Source organism: Niallia sp. Marseille-Q9988 (genome assembly GCF_976954375.1).
Genome location: NZ_CDRJSZ010000003.1, coordinates 293,550 through 310,497, shown reverse-complemented (window position 1 = coordinate 310,497; position 16,948 = coordinate 293,550). Strand labels below are relative to the sequence as shown.

General features: G+C 35.8%; 19 protein-coding genes. 4 read left to right on the top strand and 15 right to left on the bottom strand.

What is annotated here, in order from left to right; all coding sequences use genetic code 11:
• The first annotated feature begins 277 nt into the window (after positions 1–277).
• Positions 278–1,258, top strand: a complete 981-nt coding sequence (locus tag ACWNMZ_RS05645; protein WP_235252041.1) for a metal-dependent hydrolase — start codon at positions 278–280, stop codon at positions 1,256–1,258.
• Between the two features lie 51 nt (positions 1,259–1,309).
• Here the strand turns inward: ACWNMZ_RS05645 and ACWNMZ_RS05640 are convergent, their stop codons facing one another.
• A complete protein-coding gene (locus tag ACWNMZ_RS05640) occupies positions 1,310–1,579 on the bottom strand; it encodes a YfhJ family protein (RefSeq protein ID WP_235252044.1) in 270 nt (89 codons plus the stop codon).
• A gap of 126 nt (positions 1,580–1,705) precedes the next feature.
• Here ACWNMZ_RS05640 and ACWNMZ_RS05635 point away from each other — a divergent pair, with 126 nt between their 5' ends.
• Positions 1,706–1,855, top strand: coding sequence for a small, acid-soluble spore protein K (locus tag ACWNMZ_RS05635; protein ID WP_031540334.1), 150 nt, complete (start codon positions 1,706–1,708; stop codon positions 1,853–1,855).
• A 55-nt stretch (positions 1,856–1,910) separates the two neighbouring features.
• On the opposite strand, the gene ACWNMZ_RS05630 is transcribed toward ACWNMZ_RS05635, so the two are convergent.
• Together ACWNMZ_RS05630 and recX are read right to left on the bottom strand one after the other, a co-directional pair.
• Positions 1,911–2,231 (bottom strand): YfhH family protein, encoded by a 321-nt coding sequence (locus tag ACWNMZ_RS05630; RefSeq protein ID WP_235252040.1) that lies wholly within the window; start codon positions 2,229–2,231, stop codon positions 1,911–1,913.
• A 69-nt stretch (positions 2,232–2,300) separates the two neighbouring features.
• Positions 2,301–3,110, bottom strand: a complete 810-nt coding sequence (gene recX, locus ACWNMZ_RS05625; protein WP_251629706.1) for a recombination regulator RecX — start codon at positions 3,108–3,110, stop codon at positions 2,301–2,303.
• 228 nt (positions 3,111–3,338) lie between these two features.
• Here recX and ACWNMZ_RS05620 point away from each other — a divergent pair, with 228 nt between their 5' ends.
• Positions 3,339–3,455, top strand: coding sequence for a YfhE family protein (locus tag ACWNMZ_RS05620; RefSeq protein ID WP_235252038.1), 117 nt, complete (start codon positions 3,339–3,341; stop codon positions 3,453–3,455).
• A 304-nt stretch (positions 3,456–3,759) separates the two neighbouring features.
• On the opposite strand, the gene ACWNMZ_RS05615 is transcribed toward ACWNMZ_RS05620, so the two are convergent.
• The 3 genes from ACWNMZ_RS05615 to ACWNMZ_RS05605 all read right to left on the bottom strand — a co-directional run bounded on the left by ACWNMZ_RS05615 (position 3,760) and on the right by ACWNMZ_RS05605 (position 6,548).
• Positions 3,760–3,942, bottom strand: a complete 183-nt coding sequence (locus tag ACWNMZ_RS05615; RefSeq protein WP_031540268.1) for a hypothetical protein — start codon at positions 3,940–3,942, stop codon at positions 3,760–3,762.
• Between the two features lie 285 nt (positions 3,943–4,227).
• Positions 4,228–5,295, bottom strand: coding sequence for an aromatic acid exporter family protein (locus ACWNMZ_RS05610; protein WP_251629708.1), 1,068 nt, complete (start codon positions 5,293–5,295; stop codon positions 4,228–4,230).
• Between the two features lie 173 nt (positions 5,296–5,468).
• The gene (locus tag ACWNMZ_RS05605) at positions 5,469–6,548 is read right to left on the bottom strand and encodes an ATP-grasp domain-containing protein (RefSeq protein WP_251629710.1); all 1,080 of its coding nucleotides are present in this window, start codon (positions 6,546–6,548) and stop codon (positions 5,469–5,471) included.
• A 318-nt stretch (positions 6,549–6,866) separates the two neighbouring features.
• Here ACWNMZ_RS05605 and ACWNMZ_RS05600 point away from each other — a divergent pair, with 318 nt between their 5' ends.
• Positions 6,867–7,916, top strand: coding sequence for a lactonase family protein (locus ACWNMZ_RS05600; RefSeq protein ID WP_031539191.1), 1,050 nt, complete (start codon positions 6,867–6,869; stop codon positions 7,914–7,916).
• A gap of 239 nt (positions 7,917–8,155) precedes the next feature.
• Here the strand turns inward: ACWNMZ_RS05600 and ACWNMZ_RS05595 are convergent, their stop codons facing one another.
• The 9 genes from ACWNMZ_RS05595 to ACWNMZ_RS05555 all read right to left on the bottom strand — a co-directional run bounded on the left by ACWNMZ_RS05595 (position 8,156) and on the right by ACWNMZ_RS05555 (position 16,862).
• A complete protein-coding gene (locus ACWNMZ_RS05595; RefSeq protein ID WP_031539192.1) occupies positions 8,156–8,866 on the bottom strand; it encodes an ABC transporter ATP-binding protein in 711 nt (236 codons plus the stop codon).
• Positions 8,867–8,879: 13 nt separating this feature from the next.
• Positions 8,880–9,656 carry an ABC transporter ATP-binding protein gene (locus ACWNMZ_RS05590; RefSeq protein WP_031539194.1) on the bottom strand — a complete coding sequence of 259 codons (777 nt, stop codon included), beginning with the start codon at positions 9,654–9,656 and terminating at the stop codon, positions 8,880–8,882.
• Positions 9,657–9,686: 30 nt separating this feature from the next.
• Entirely contained in the window at positions 9,687–10,919 is a 1,233-nt protein-coding gene (locus ACWNMZ_RS05585; protein ID WP_031539196.1) for a branched-chain amino acid ABC transporter permease, read from the bottom strand.
• A gap of 9 nt (positions 10,920–10,928) precedes the next feature.
• Complete coding sequence (locus tag ACWNMZ_RS05580) at positions 10,929–11,906, bottom strand: branched-chain amino acid ABC transporter permease (protein ID WP_031539197.1); 978 nt, start codon at positions 11,904–11,906, stop codon at positions 10,929–10,931.
• Between the two features lie 341 nt (positions 11,907–12,247).
• Positions 12,248–13,441, bottom strand: coding sequence for a branched-chain amino acid ABC transporter substrate-binding protein (locus ACWNMZ_RS05575; RefSeq protein WP_031539198.1), 1,194 nt, complete (start codon positions 13,439–13,441; stop codon positions 12,248–12,250).
• Positions 13,442–14,009: 568 nt separating this feature from the next.
• Positions 14,010–14,141 (bottom strand): hypothetical protein, encoded by a 132-nt coding sequence (locus tag ACWNMZ_RS05570; protein WP_285846674.1) that lies wholly within the window; start codon positions 14,139–14,141, stop codon positions 14,010–14,012.
• Between the two features lie 59 nt (positions 14,142–14,200).
• Positions 14,201–14,722, bottom strand: a complete 522-nt coding sequence (locus ACWNMZ_RS05565; RefSeq protein WP_031539199.1) for an acyl-CoA thioesterase — start codon at positions 14,720–14,722, stop codon at positions 14,201–14,203.
• Positions 14,723–14,746: 24 nt separating this feature from the next.
• Positions 14,747–16,105 carry a HAMP domain-containing sensor histidine kinase gene (locus ACWNMZ_RS05560; protein WP_251629712.1) on the bottom strand — a complete coding sequence of 453 codons (1,359 nt, stop codon included), beginning with the start codon at positions 16,103–16,105 and terminating at the stop codon, positions 14,747–14,749.
• Between the two features lie 64 nt (positions 16,106–16,169).
• Entirely contained in the window at positions 16,170–16,862 is a 693-nt protein-coding gene (locus ACWNMZ_RS05555; RefSeq protein WP_031539201.1) for a response regulator transcription factor, read from the bottom strand.
• Positions 16,863–16,948 lie beyond the last annotated feature (86 nt).

Genomic DNA, 16,948 nt, shown 5'->3' with positions numbered 1-16,948 from the left:
CTAGCCAAAAGATTTGATGTTATTAAAGTAAGTATAAATAAGTAAATTTGTCTCATTTTAAATAAGAGAACTATTTTTTTATAAAAATTATGCGATTGTCCGATGTATATTATCGATTTTTATTATTTAATAACATTATCCGCATTTTTTGTCCTATGCTTTTCTTTAGCTGTTTGTAGTGTATCTTTTGTTAAGAAAAAAGAAAAGCATATTTTAATTGTAATTATGGTGTTTTCATCCAAATAATGCTGGAGAAAAATCAGGGAGGTTTGGTATTTTGGATACAGGAACACATATCGTCATGGGGATTGCACTTGGTGGGTTAGCGACGTTAGACCCGGTTGTTGCTTCAAGTCCTGTAACAGCTACAAGTGTTATGATCGCCACAATAGTGGGCTCTCAAATACCAGATATCGATACGGTTTTAAAATTAAGAAACAATGCCGTTTATATACGTAATCATCGTGGAGTCACACACTCAATACCTGCAGTAATTTTATGGCCATTGCTCATCACCGCGGTCATTTATCCGATTTTCTTAGAAGCAAATTTATTGCATTTATGGCTTTGGTCCTTTTTAGCGGTTTTTCTGCATGTTTTTGTAGATATTTTTAACGCTTACGGTACACAGGCCCTTCGCCCCTTTACAAATAAATGGGTTGCGTTGGGAATTATTAACACATTTGATCCAATCATTTTTTCTATGCATATTATTGCTATTTTATGTTGGATATTTGGCTCCAATCCTGGATATACTTTTTTAACGCTCTTCATCGTTCTAATCGGTTATTATCTGCTGCGAATTATCACACAGCGGCAGGTAAAAATAAATGTGAAAAAGAAGATTCCGAACGCAACTGAAATCATTTTATCACCAACGATGAGATTTAATCACTGGCGTATTGCTGTAATGACTGATGACTCCTTCTATGTCGGTCGATCGCATCAGCATGAAATTGAAATTTACGATAAATTTCATCGCATTCCAATTCCAAATACACCAGTTCTCGCAGCAGCACAAAAAGATAAGAACCTATCTGCATTCTTATCCTTTTCTCCTGTTTTTCGCTGGGAAGTCTTGGAGCTCGATGACCAATACCAAGTCCGTTTCATTGATTTGCGCTATCGAAGCAATGGACATTATCCATTTGTCGCTGTCGTTCATCTAGATTTAAATTTAAATATTATTACCTCGTACACAGGCTGGATCTTTAGTGAAGATAAACTTAAAAAGAAACTCGATATACTAACAAATTAGTATAAGACAGGTCGACTCAAACGTCGACCTGTCTATTATTTAAATGAATTTTCAATGCAATTTCTTTTTATCATCTGTAAGAAATTCTTTATATTTTGGATTTTCTGCGACAAATTCATGTAGCTTTTCTCCATAGTTTTCAATCCACTGACTGACAACTCTTTCAGTTACTTCTTCTCCTTGATATTTCCGACCAGCTTTTGCATAAGTTGCTTCGAAATCTTCCCATAATAATTCAACCCATGTTTGCGCTTGCCCTACTGAAATAAATGAATTAAGCTCCAGTAGCCGTTCCACTAACTTTTTCTGTACTTCATGCATCATTGATTCCTTCTTTCTTTTTCTGTTTTTACTTATAGATTGCAGATGGATAACAAATACTATCCGTAGTAATAAACAAATATACGTTTATTACTGTTTACTTAGTTGATTCTTGGAGGTATAACGATGGGAAATGTAGATAATACAAATGATGTAAAGCTTGAAGGAGAACCGAGAGCTAAAGCAGAATTTGCTTCTAAAAGAGCAAATGGGACAATCAATACACATCCTCAAGAGAGAATGCACGCTTCCTCTCATCGCAGACCGAAAAAATAAGGAAGTACTGTAGGAAAGAGGGAGAGACCATACACGGTCCCTCCTCTCCTTTCCCTCAATCCTTCTTTTTCAATAACGCAATCGGAATACCTTCTTCTTGGCTTCCATCTATTTTCCGTTTTCCCCAGGCAAATACACCATTCATATAATCGATTTGAAAAAGAACTCCAGGATCTCCTTCTATTTCATACACTTCATTCGGTTTAAAATCTTTTGGATTTAATAAATAGGATTTTGCGAGAACTGCTTTTCTTTCTAAGACTGCATACTCATTAATCATTCCAAGCTGTTCCGCCTTTTTTGCTTGATCATTTAAAGTGGATATTTCCATACGGAGCTCATGTTCTGTCATCATGCTATATCTTTTTGTCAGCATTTATATTCCCTCCACTACAAACTAGTGTAATAAAATTAACCAGATTCGGCAAAAATTTAGATTATTTATTTACATTTCCTCTTCCATTTCATCTAAATATTGTTCGATAAGATCCATCGAGAATCCTTTACGGTATAAAAATTGTTTCATTTTCTGTGTGAATTCATAGCCTGTAAATTTTGCAAATTTCCTTCTTGCCTTCTCGCCATGAATCCGAATGGTTTCTAATCCATCGCTATCCATTTCAAGAATCTCTGGCATCCTTTTCACTTCCTGAATAATAGCAGTGGTAAATCCTTTGCGAACAAGTGTCTGCTCTAGCTTCTGTAATAAAATTTTCTTAGAATCCTTTTTCTTCCCCGCTAAAAATTTCACCATTACCTTTTGTGCAGACTGAAGTTGATCTTCATATGCAAATTCCTCCATGGCACGCTCGATCAATTCGATCTGAACGCCTTTTTCTTTCAGCTCTCTTTTAATCGATTCTGGTCCTTTTGTTGTTGTATTCCGTTGGGTGCGCACATAGGAGAAAGCATAATCTTCATCATCGATAAATTTCATATCCTTTAATTTCATCATTACTTCTGATACGAATGACTCGTTTTCCATTTTAGCAAGTAGATGTTTTCTTACTTCCTTTTCCGTCCTTTTCACTTTAGCCAAATACCTAACTGCCAGATGGTAACCTTTTCTTATTTCATCCGTATATTGAATTTCATTTAATAAGAGAGAATCGAGTTCCATCCCTTTCTGCAACTGGTACTTCACTAACACAGCCTCATCTACACTAAATGCATAAACCTCTTTCCCTTGCTTTATCGTAAAAATATTATAACGGTCGTTTAATTCCTTTTGTCTTGTAATTTTACTAATAATCATCCCATCACCACATTATTATCTATTTTGAGATTTTCTTATTCTTAGCTTTAACAGAAACTTTTTATTAACATTCACTTAAACACTTCTCCTTAAAATGTAGCATAGAAAAAAAGGAATAGCAGTACTTTTGCCTTCTTCCACTAATTAATTTACATCCTGTGTGCATCTATATTACCCAACTAGGAAAGAATAAAGAAGATACTTTGGAATGAGAAAGGAATGGTATAGATGGATAGAAAGAAAAAGCAAAAACAAAAACATACACTATCTAGTATGCAGGCAGTAACCTATCAACATGAATTTAAAATGGCTGATCGAGCTGCTAGCAGAAAAGATAATAAATAAGCCAATCTTATCCTTCTTAAGGAGAGAATTTCCGTATATTCTCTCCCCCTCTTTTATGTTAACCCTTACATTTATGTGGATAAAATAACCTTCATCCTGTTGATAATGTGGATAAGACTGTGGAATACTTTATTTTCAGCATTTATCTTGTTAGTAAATAAGTTGATAATCTAACCGTTTTTCCACAGTTAATATTGCGATTATTTTCAGAAATATACAACAAAAAAGGACCTTTCCACTTTATTAATGGCTAAGACCCTTTTTTTAAATAGTATAAGAATTGATATAATAGCATATAAGTCTTTTAAATGATTTCTTCCTTGTTTCTACCTTCTTCCAATAAATTAGCTTTATTATAGTAAAAGATGTATTTTTGAAAATAATGGTTTCTCTCTAAGCCTCCTTTTGCTCGATTCGATTTTTGTGAATATTTAGTAGCCAGCCGTTTACTGTGTCTAATTTTTATTGTTAGTAAAACAGAATTCATCATTTTCCCCCTTCTAACCATTCTTAATAACGAACAAATAATCAAAAAAATAATCAGCTTTATTTTTATATTTTTCTCTTTTTTATTAATTCGTTATTAAGAACATGTTTTGTATATAAACCCCTTTATACTTTTAAATATACTCATATATGTTCTTTATGTCAATGAATTTTCGTTTCTTTTAAAGAACAAATGTCTAAACACCTATTTGTTCTTTATAAGAAATAGCTATTTGGTAAAACTGAAATTTATCATGGTAAAGTACAAGGGTTCAAAAGATAATCTTTATAAAGATCGGATTGAGGAATAGCAGGATAACTTTTTACGCTCTTCTATCCTTTCTATCTGTTTTAATTCCTTTAATAAATCACCTATACAAACTAACTCCATAAATAAATACGTTATTTTCCAATTGTTGTCACTATTTATTTCTTCCTTTAATTCACATGGGAGTAACCTACAACTTTGTATTAAAAGTGTTTTACTTATAGCGGAGTCCAATTCTTTTAAATCGTCCATCTCTATTATTTCTTGTATATGGCCAATTGCATTCATCATTTCTTCTTTCTTTTCATCGCTTAGAGATATTTTTGTGAAGTTTGAAGAGCTTAACAGCCCAAGATGATAAATTAGCTGTCGCAAAATAGCTACCTTTTTATATTCATAATGAAAAAGCTTCATACTTTCTCGACTCGAATGATATAATTTCCACTCCATTTTCTGATAGGAACATAGTGTTTCTATACGATCCAAGTTCTTCCTCAATACATCAAAGGTATTTTTTGTGCTCTTATGTAAAGGCTGTTGGGCTATGATTTCCTTCCCTCTCATTTGAAGAAAGTTTCCAGCTTCTGCAGATAAAAATCTAATTTTATCCATAATCCCTTTTGAATAATCTGGGTGAATGACTAAAAGATTTACCAAAGAAGATACGATTAACCCAATGCCAGTTGTCCCTAATCGAACGAAAAATGATAAAGTATAATGGTCATGAACAGTGGAAATCATCGCTACTCCTGTAAGCGTGGCAACTAAGATACCTGCATGTAATCGTAATTTATGGCATGTAAACAAAGTACCAAGCGCTACGATTGTATACGTGTACGGTTGATCTCCTAACAGATATGTAAAAAGAACAGCATATGCTGCTCCTATTGCGGATGCAGGAAAACGGATAAATGCTTTTTTTATTGAGTCTCTTGCAGTTGGTTCTATCGTCACTATGGCTGTAATAACTGCAAACATTACTGGCCATTCCAACAAATAGCAAAAAACAGAGGTTAACAAAACCGCTATCCCTGTTTTTACGATCCTTCCACCTACTATTTTATTATTTATTAATGCTGTTATCATAGATGATACCTTCTTTATTTATTCATTGATTATCTTTATTATACTGCAGGAAAAATCCTCATAGGGGAAATTAAACATTTTATTTTTAGAAAATAGAGGAGAAACAGAATAATGAACCTATCTTCAAAAAAAGCAAAGAAGTTTGCATATATCAAACTCCTTTGCTTTGGCATTCACTTAGAAAGAAACGCTCTCTCCTGCGAACTTTTTTCGATAATGTTCTTCAATATTACTTCTTTTTCAAGATAACTGGATTTAATTCCAAAGTGGGGTTCTATATGTTCTATCGCTTTATTGCCCATCAATAATAATTTAACTGCTCGATAAGGCATATTAATTCCAGCAAGACAACTATAATGTAGACCCCCAGACATTCGTGGGTTAATCTCTAATAATTTTGGCTTGCCCTCTTTGTATTTCACTTGAATATTATAAACAAAGGGAATTTCTAAAACTTGATTTATTTTCTCCGCCAATGTAATTAATTCTTGATTGTATTCTAGTTCCCTTACTCTTCCTTTTCCCTTTTTCCTTGGAATAGCTACCATTAACTCTCCATCGTATCCTAAACAATCAATACTATATTCTGTTCCATCCAAGTATTCCAACACCATTAAGGGTGGAAATTCTGATTGCTGCTTTAATATACTATAAGCATGATCAAATGTTATTTTATGAGAAATGCCTTTGTTAAATAGTTCTTCAATGCTGTCTAGGCGATCCTGAATGATTCGAAAACCATTCCCACCTTCTCCTATCACAGGCTTAAAGCATACAGTATGTCCTTTATCCTTTAAAGCATAATAAGCTGCTTTAAAAGCTTCTGCATCGCTGACAACAAAGTAATCAGGAATAGCAACATATTCCTTCAGTAGGGAATGTCTCTCTATTAACCGATAGGTAGCTTCTTTGTCATCGAGCTCCTCCATCAAACGAGCATCTGGGCAAACAAGTACCTTAACTCCTAAATCATTGAATTCCTTTATATGCTTGGCAATAAGGACATTTTCCTTCCGCGGAACAAATAGATCAATCGAATGGATACGACAAAATTCTAAACAAAATTGAAGATAATCTTCTCCCGTAACAGTTGGTTCTTTGAAAGCTGCATCACAATAACTTAAGTAAAGGGCATCTTCATTGCTAGAAGTTCCGTATACTTCAAATTCGATTCCATCTGAATTATAACGGATCATATCAATAAAATGTGCAACTGTTGTGAACCATTGGTTAAACCAAATTCTTTTTTTCATTTCTCTATCCTTTCAGCTATACTAATGATTTCCATTTTTTAGCTCTCTGAAATTTTTATTATGGATAACCTATCTTCTTTTTATTCCTATTGTTAAACAAAAATTCGACAACCTCTGTCAAATTCCTGCATCTTGCAGTACCCTTTTCTGAAACTTCTTTTTATTCACTCTGTTTCAAGTTTTTAAATTCAGGGAAAATAGATACAAATAATACTTTTATTTGTATAGACAGATTCTAATTTGTACTATTCTATTAGGCTCATGCTATAATTAATAAATAGTATTAATTTTGTAAAAATGTTAAAAGGAGATCTGTTTATGACAAAATTCACTGGCTACATTGGCACATATACAAAGAAATCGAGTAAAGGTATTTATTCCTTTGTACTAGACACAGATGCAAAAAAAATCACGGATGTTTCGCTTGCAGCTGAAATTGAAAACCCTACCTATTTAACAATCACAAACGATAATCAGCATTTATTTGCAGTCGGCAAAGAAGGCTCTACAGGTGGAGTTTCTGCTTATTCTATTAGTGCTGACGGAATTCTCTCTCTCATTAATCGCGAATATTCAGAGGGAGCATCACCCTGTCATGTAAGTGTAGATGCTGATAAAACAATCGTTCTTTCTGCAAATTATCACAAAGGAACTGCGGAATCCTACTCATTAAATACAGCAGATGGTTCATTAAATCGTGTGGCATCTATTATTGAACATACTGGGACAGGCCCTAATACTGCACGCCAGGAAAAACCGCATATGCATTTCGCTGGTTTTACTCCAAATGATCAATACGCAGTCTCTGTTGATTTAGGTACAGACCGCGTAGATACTTACAAGCTCGTCGATAATAAGCTAGAAGAGGTTAGCAGTTTGTCTGTTAAACCTGGAAGTGGTCCAAGACATATTGCCTTCCATCCTAATGGTAAATTTGCTTATGTCATGACAGAATTAAGCAATGAAGTTATTGCTTTATCCTTTAACTCCGAAACAGGAGCATTTGAAGAATTACAATATATCTCTACTTTACCAATTGATTTCACAGAAAATAGTCAAGGAAGTGCAATCCATCTTTCTTCCGATGGAAACTTTGTATACGCAGGTAACCGCGGACATAATTCCATTTCTATTTTCCAAGTTAATAGTGAAACTGGCCAATTAACCTTTATCGAACGAACTTCAACAGAAGGAAACTGGCCAAGAGATTTTGTTTTGGATCCAACAGAACAATTCCTTCTTGCATCAAATGAACAGTCTGACACTCTTACTTTATTTGAGAGAGATTCTGTTACAGGAAAACTTACTCTATTACAATCAGAAATAGAGGCACCAGAACCAGTTTGTGTTAAATTTTTAAATAATTGAGAAAAGCGAAGGGCAACCGTTTAGGGGCGTGTGGGGTGGAAAAATTGTTCCTGAGATAAAGGAAACATGAAGAGCAATAGCGATTCAATGTTGACTTATCGAAAGGGAAGGTTGAGTAGCCCATCAGCTCCTAGATGCCCGGTGCTAGACAGCAAATTGACTTCAGAAAACTTTACATTCTTAACGTCAAGAAGGAGGCGGCGGATAGCCTTCTCCTTTATTTACAGTCTAAGGTTTTTTTAAGCTAAATATGCTTCCTGAACTTGTTTATTCGTAATGAGCTCTTCTCCTGTTCCTTCTAGTACAATCTCTCCTGTTTGAATAACATATCCTCTACTTGCAATTTGCAATGCTTGGAATGCATTCTGTTCCACCAATAATATCGTCATCCCTTGTTTATTAAGCTCTTTGATAATTTCAAAGATTTGCTCCACAATAATAGGAGCAAGCCCCATTGATGGTTCATCTAACATCAGCACCTCTGGCTGCATCATGAGTGCTCGACCAATTGCAAGCATTTGCTGCTCTCCGCCACTCATTGTTCCACCTTTTTGCTCCACTCTTTCTTTTAATCTAGGAAAATATTCAAACACTTTTTGCATTCTTGTTTCAATTAATTGTTTGTCTTTTACTGCAAACGCTCCAATTAATAGATTCTCTCGTACCGAAAGCTTTGGAAAAATCCTTCTTCCCTCAGGCACTTGTGAAATGCCCATCACAGCTGTTTTATGTGCTGCTATATTAGCAATATCCTTTCCATAATAAAGAATGCTTCCCTTTTTTATCGGCACCTGCCCACTAATGGATTTAAGCGTTGTGGATTTTCCGGCACCATTGCTTCCTATTAGTGTTACAATTTCTCCTTTATTCACATGTAAGCTTATTCCTTTTAAAGCTTGAATTCCACCATACCAAGCTTCGATTCCTGTTATTTCTAGTATCTTTTCCACGCTGCTACCCCCTTTAAGCAAGTGATACCGCTCCTTTTCCTAAATAGGCTTCGATTACTTTAGGATTGGAACGAATCTCTTCAGGACCACCTTCTGCAATTTTCTCTCCATGATCTAGTACGATGATATGATTGGAAATTTCCATGACTAGCTTCATATCATGCTCTATTAAAATAATCGTTAAATCATATTTCTTACACATATCTTGAATTAAATTTGTTAATAACCTTGTTTCCTTTGGGTTCATACCAGCAGCAGGCTCATCTAATAATAAAACGCTAGGCTTTGTGGCTAAAGCACGAGCAATTTCTAATCTCCGTTGTGCCCCATAGGACAAATTTCCAGCTGCTTCATTTAATAGATCAGCAAGCCCTACATATTCTAATATCCGGTATGCCTCTTTCATCGCTTCCTCTTCTTCATGTCTTGCCTTTGGTAATTGAAACAATGTTCCAATCAAGCTTCCTCTAATATGGTTATGCATACCGACCATGACATTTTCCAATACTGTAATATCACTGAATAGACGGATATTCTGAAACGTTCTCGAAATCCCTTGTCTTGCCACAACATGAGGCTTAAATCCAGCAATCGATTTTCCAGCTAGAACTATTTCTCCAGACGTTGGTTTATATACACCTGTTATCATATTAAAAAAAGTAGTTTTTCCAGCACCATTTGGACCAATTACAGCTGTAATCGAATTTTTTTCGACTGACATATCAATATTGGCATTCGCTACAAGTCCGCCAAAAGTTTTGGTTAATCCTTTCACCTCGAGTATATTCACTTGATGCCCCTCCTTAAGCAATTTAGTAGATTATTGTTTTTCCGCTATGCTCTCTTTTAATTTCTTTTCATTAAATTTCTTGTTTTTAGCAGGTATCAATCCTTGAGGACGATATAAGGTCATAACAATTAAAAGTGCACCGAAGATAAATCTTTGCATTTTTGCTGGAGATAAGGCATCTGGAATAGTTGTCACTTGACTTAACCAACCAGTTAATTCTGTTAATACCTGTAAATTCAAAATCGTAACAACTGCAGCTCCCAAAATAACGCCTGGTACGCTTCCCATTCCTCCTAAAATAACCATAACTAGAATAGTCGTAGATTCTAAGTAGGTGAAACTTGTAGGATCAACAAACATCTGCTTGGCAGCAAAGACAACTCCCATCATTCCAGAGAAAGAAGCTCCGATAGCGAATGCTGTTAATTTTGTTTTTACAAGGGGAATTCCCATTGCTTGTGCCGCAATCTCATTTTCTCTTACCGCTTTCCATGATCTCCCTAACTTTGTATGCTCCATTCTAGTAACTGCATAAATAACAATAATGAACATAACTAAGACAATATAATAGAATTGATTTGGCTGGGCTAAGGTGATGCCAAATATTTCAGGCTGTTGAATGCTTGGAAGCCCCATTGCTCCATTTGTTATGTTTACTGGCTTATCTAAGTTATTAAATACAATTCGGATTATTTCACCAAAGCCTAAGGTTACAATGGCTAAATAATCTCCTTTTACCCTCAGAACAGGAATCCCTAATAATACACCAAATAATGCTGCTACAAATAACCCGATTATGATAAAAAACCAAAAGCTGTTTCCAGACAAAGGATAGGTTCCAAAAGGCATGAAATTATTTGCCTGCGCACTAGCAAAAATACCATATGTATATGCTCCTACAGCAAAAAATGCTACAAATCCTAAATCAAGCAAACCGGCAAGACCTACTACAATATTTAAGCCTAGTGCCATACATACATAAATTCCTACCATTGTTGCTACTTCCATATAAGCCTGATAGGAGGGCCCTTGACTAGCTGAAACGGGCAACACAATTACTAAAATAAGTAAGGCTATCCCCCACTTCATTTTATTTCCTAGATTCATATAATAAAGAATCAGAAGTGACAATAGTAGAAGTAAAAAGGCAATAACTGATTTTTGCGAAAGGGCTAAAGCTGCAGTAGTAACTAATACATAGGCAAAGAAAAGAATGATTTGGGCCACTTTATTTGTTTGGATTGTTTTGATCATGTTAGCCATCTTTTCCACCTACACTTTCTCTGCTACGGCTTTGCCAAATAAGCCTTCTGGTTTAAAAATAAGAACGATAATCAATATGGCAAATGCAACAACATCTTTATATTCTGCGCCCATAATACCACCTGTTATAATGGAAAGATTGGCAGCAGTAAACATTTCAATTAATCCAATGAGCATACCACCGAACATTGCCCCACGAATATTTCCAATTCCGCCAAGTACTGCTGCTGTAAATGCTTTAAGTCCTAGTATAAATCCTATATAAGGATCGATTGTTCCATACTGCACTGCAAATAGTACGCCTGTTGCACCACCTAAAGCAGATCCTACAAAGAAGGTCACGGAAATTACTTTGTTCACATTAATGGACATTAAGGAGGCAGTATCTCGATCTTGGGCAACTGCTCTCATTGCCATGCCCCATTTTGTTTTATTAACAAAAAAGTCTAATCCAACCATCAAAATAACCGCGACAATAATGACAACTAGAAAGGAACTTTTGAAGCTTGCTGCATGGGAACCGAAAATAGATCCGATGCTAATCTTATCGGTGAACAGACTTGGTGATGTTAAAATATAATTCCCTTTGAATAATTCTGTGATAAAACGAACGATATCCTGTAATAAAAAGGAGATACCAATTGCTGAAATAAGGGCAATTAGCTTTGGCGCCTTACGTAGCGGGCGATAAGCAACTCTTTCAATTCCCATTCCTAAAAATCCTGTTAGCAGACTTGTAAATAGGAGCATAATAATTAATGATATAACCGCAGGTAACATGGATGTCCATCCTAAGCTTGTTAAAACGATTAAGATACTTGTCCCAATGAATGCTCCTGTCATAAATATTTCTCCGTGAGCAAAGTTTATTAATTCTAATATTCCATAAACCATTGTGTATCCTAATGCAATAACGGCATATACGGCTCCTAATGTTAATCCATCAATTAAAACTTGCGGTAACGTTTGTAAGATTTCTGTTAGCATTTTCTTCCCCACACTTTTGATTTAATTGTGTTTAGTAGATAGATAGGAATTATCATGAAGCCCGTTGATTTCCGCTACAGACACTTGCTTTCCGCGGGAGGGATGGGAGCCTTCTCAGCTTCGCCTGTGGGGTCTCCCATTTCCCTCATTTCCCGCAGGAGTCAAGGTGTCTTCCGCTCCATCAGCTCAGCAATATTAACGTCAATGAGCTTGGCATTTATAGTTACTATCTATCTACTAGAATATATATTCAACCTAAATTGGTAGACTTTCTTAGTTATGTAATGCTTGTAAAAAATAGAAAGGGTACAGGATGATCCATACCCTTTCTATGTTCTTGCTTATTGGCTGATTTCATCCTCTAAATTAGCTGGATATTTTGCTTCGTCAAATTTGTAGATAAAGATTTTCGCATACTTGTTATCGCCTTTTTCGTCAAATCCAACTTCTGTTACTACCCCTTTGTAATCTTGTGTTTCACGTACAGCATTTGTTACATCTTCACGTGATGGTAATTTGTTATCATTATCTTTAATAGCTTTCTCAATTCCTGCTAGCAATACGGCAGCTGAGTCGTATGCATATGCTGAATAGGATTCAATGCTTTTGCCAAAAGCTGCTTGATAGTCTTCAGCGAATTTCGTTCCTTCTTCTGATTTTGTTGTGTCTCCAGCAACAGAAGTAAGGAATGTATTTTTAACAGCATCTCCAGCAATTTCCACAAAAGTAGAAGAGTCTAAGCCATCTCCACCCATGAATGGGATATCTAGTCCTTTTTCACGAGCTTGTTTAACAAGGATTCCCCCTTCTGCATAAAGACCTCCAAAATAGATTAAATCAGGCTTTTTAGAAGCTACTTGGTTTAACACACCATTGAAGTCTTTTTCCCCAACTGTAATTCCTTCATATCCAACAATTTCTGCTCCTAGCTCTTCTGCAGCAGCTCTAAATGCATCTGCTAGCCCAGAACCATATGCTGTTTTATCTTGGACAACAAAAATTTTCTTTGCTCCTAATGTTTCCACCGCATATTGTGCACCTGCTGGACCTTGGAAGTCATCGCGAGCTACAACCCGGCTAACGGTTTTTAAACCGCGATCTGTATAATCTGTTGCTGTACTTGCAGGAGATACACTTACTAGATTATTTTTCTCATATACTTCAGATGCTGGGATGGAAACACCTGAATTCAAGTGTCCCACTACGCCTAATACGGATTGATCTGCTACAACTAAGTTAGCATTCGCCACTCCTTTTTTCGGATCTCCCTGATCATCTTGTGCATCCAATTTAATTTCAAAACCTAACTCAGCAAATTTGTCCTTCTGTTGATCAATTGCTAGTTGTGCTCCTAGTTTAATTGCTTCTCCTAAAGTTGCACTTCCTCCAGAAAGTGGAGATTGTGTAACAATTTTGATTACTTTATTGTCACTAGATCCTTCACTATCAGAGTTTGCATTTGAAGCACAGCCACTCATAAATCCTAGTGCCAATGTTGCTGTCATAGCTAAAGAAAGTACTTTTTTAGATAACATAGTTTGCCCCCCTATAATTGTTTTTATCTATGAAGCTCCGGGAGATTTTCCCAATTGCTCCTGTTCCATGTATGGATTATAATCCTCTTCTAGACAAGTGTCTTTAATTTTGTCAGATATTCTGACACTATTTTTTCTAAAAAGTTAATATATTCTGACACTTTTCTTAGTATTTCGAAATTATTTGCAATAATAGCAACGTTTCTTCTATTTATTCGACTTATTGTTGTGGTGGTAAGTTTATAAATGGTAAAGAGGGAGGAAGATATAGTTATAGAGTCGGCTGAGAGAAAAGGTAATAAGTAGATTATGCAAAATGTGGGGGTTTTAAGTGGAAGAATTCGCTTTGTAAGGGGCGAAAGTGAATAGTTTTGATGCTAAATTGACTGTTTTATAGTTTTATTAGCGATATTCTAGTATTTATATTTAAGATTAAGGGAATCAGAGCTTATAATTAATTGGTTATGGTATGAATCTAGCTGATATCAGCTAATCTTGCACTGATATCAGCCAAACTCGGCACTTTATCAGCAAATCCAGCACCATTTCAGCCAAACTCGGCACTTTATCAGCAATTCCTGCACCGTTTCAGCCAAACTCGGCACTTTATCAGCCATTCCTTCACCATTTCAGCCAAACTCAGCACTTTATCAGCCATTCCTGCACTGATATCAGCCATTCCTTCACCGATATCAGCCAAATCAACACTGATATCAGCCAAACTTATACCGATATCACCCATTCCTTCACCAGGTCAACTTACCCCCAAGGCATTTCTGTACTAATAACATTTGCAAATGCTTTACTATGCTCTCTTCTATCTTTTCGGATTTTAACACGCTGCTCCGCTGTATTGTAGAGCATTGTTTCTTCCTCTGATTGCGGAATAACCTTGGGAATACGCTGTGGCTTGCCATTTTCATCTAAGGCAACAAAGGTTAAGAAGGATGTTGCTGCAAGTCTTCTTTCGCCTGTTTTTAGGTTTTCAGCTATTACCTTCACAAATACTTCCATTGAGGATTTACCTGTATGTGTTACATATGATTCTAAGCATACAGAATCAGTAGGGCTAATAGGAAATAGAAAATCAACAGAGTCTGTTGAAGCGGTAACTACATCACTTCTTGAATGCCTAGATGCTGAAATAGAAGCTACATCATCTATATAACTCATTAGCTTTCCACCAAATAATGTATTATGATTATTTGTATCAATAGGGAATATTCGGCTTGTTTTAACTACCAAAGATTCCTTGCAATATTTTTCTTGTTGAACCATCATCTCCGAACAACCCCTTCCTTTATTTTATGCAAGTAATGGAAATTGCAATAAAAATATTGTAGAGGAACCTTCTGAATTTTGTAAAGATAAATGCCCTCCTTGTGCTTTTGCTAAAAGAAGGCTATATGGTAATCCTAAGCCTAGGCCACGCTCGATATCTTTCTTATTCTTTCCTCGATAGAATCGTTCAAAAATATAATCCTGCTCATCTTCTGGAATACCATAGCCATTATCCTCTACCAAAATGTTTACATTCTGTTGGTCATAGGTTAGGCTGATGGTTATTTTTCCATTTTGCTTTCCCTTGATTGCATGTAAACTATTATTTAATAGATTGACGATAATTTGCTGAAAACGCACACTATCTAGCATAGCATAAAGCGGTTTCTCTGGATTTACAAAGGTTATCTCCGTAGTTGCTAAAGCGCCTCCATGGACAATTTCCCATTGATAAATAATTTCCTTTAACGTGGCCTGTACATTTAGCTTTTCCTTATTCACTTTAATCGAACCTGCACTAAAGCTATTAAAATCTAGTAAATCCTCCACCATATTCTGCAGTCTTCCCGCTTCCTTCAAACTCATTGTTAAAAATTGTTTTTTCTTATTATCAGGTATGACATTGTCATTTACAGCTTGTATTAATGCACTAATAGAAGTGATCGGTGTCTTTAATTCATGGGTGACACCTGCTAGTAATTGGGTCCGCAAACTTTCTAATGCATAGAGCCTTTTTGTCATTTCATTAAACGATAAAACCAATTGGTAAAGTTCTTTTTCCTGCACATCTTCATTTAACTTAATATGATAATTTCCATTCATTAAATGTTGGGCAGCACTGGCAACCTCTTCTACGGGCTTTGCTAGTTTTTTAGACAAGAAATAAATGACAAACCAGCCAAGAAATGCTAAACTCAGCAGCAATAATCCTAGCAATTGATATTCTTCTTTATTTAAATGTTGTAGCTGATTATGAGGCTGAATAATATAGACAGAACCTATTTGCTCCCCTCCATTTATAATGGGAGCAATGACAACAGATGCTCTTTGCTTATTCCATAGCGTTACTTTTTTAATGGTTAATTCACTTACTAAAGGCAAAGACTCAATCAGCTGCTGACTTTCTAGAGAACTTAGAGGAAAATTCTGATTCAGAGAACGGACATTTCCTGAAGTATCTTTAAGAAAGGCATCTAGTGGCTGTCCTTCATTAATAAATTTCTGTCTATCCTGCAAAAACGGTAGCCGAATATCTTTGAGCCTTCCTTCCTCCATCTCATTGGCATGCTCCGCTATTTCCTGGGCAACTAATTTTGTTAGTTCTAGGCGATTCTCCAATGCATTATGGCGAATCCATAATATAGAGACAATGCCAATAATCAAGAGGCCCCCACATAATGTGAGCAAATACCTTTTCGTCCAATAATAAAGAAGAGGCGTTTTTTCTTTATTGTTTTTCCTGAATATAAAATTGATAGCCAAGTCCCCGTAATGTTTTAATTTCGCCATCTTTCGGATCCCACCCATTTAATAATTTCCTTATTCTTTTAATCGCCAGGTCAACTGCCCGATCACTCCCATCATAGTCTCTTCCCCACACATGGTCTAGAAGCTGATCCCTTGTAAAGGTTTGGTTGGGATAACTTGCTAGAAAGAGAAAAACAGCAAGATCACGAGGGGTAAAGGGAACCTCAATTCCATTAAGAAAAACCTGATGTGACACATAGTTGATTTTTAAATCACCATAGTATTTAACACGCTCATCATCGTCTTGATAATGAGAAGACCTTCTTAAAACCGCTTGTACACGCGCAATAACTTCCTCTCCTACAAAGGGCTTTGTTATATAGTCATCAGCCCCATTTTCAAATCCTTTTAACTTCTGTTCTGTATCGGATAAGGCCGTAAGCATAATAACTGGACATGCTGATTTCTTCCGAATATAGGATAGGACACCCCAGCCATCCAAATAGGGCATCATGATATCTAATAGGATTAAAGCGGGCGTTTCTTCTTCAAGCTTTTGTAAAGCCTCGTCTCCATCATACGCATAATCCACATCGTATCCTACGTTTTCTAAATATGCTCCTAGAACCATGGAAATTGCTAGTTCATCTTCTACAATTAGAATTTTTTTCATCTACTTTTTTCCTCATGCTTTATTTTTTCCTAGTGAAATCCATTATACCGCTAATTTAAATAATAAAAAAATAGATCAGACCTTTT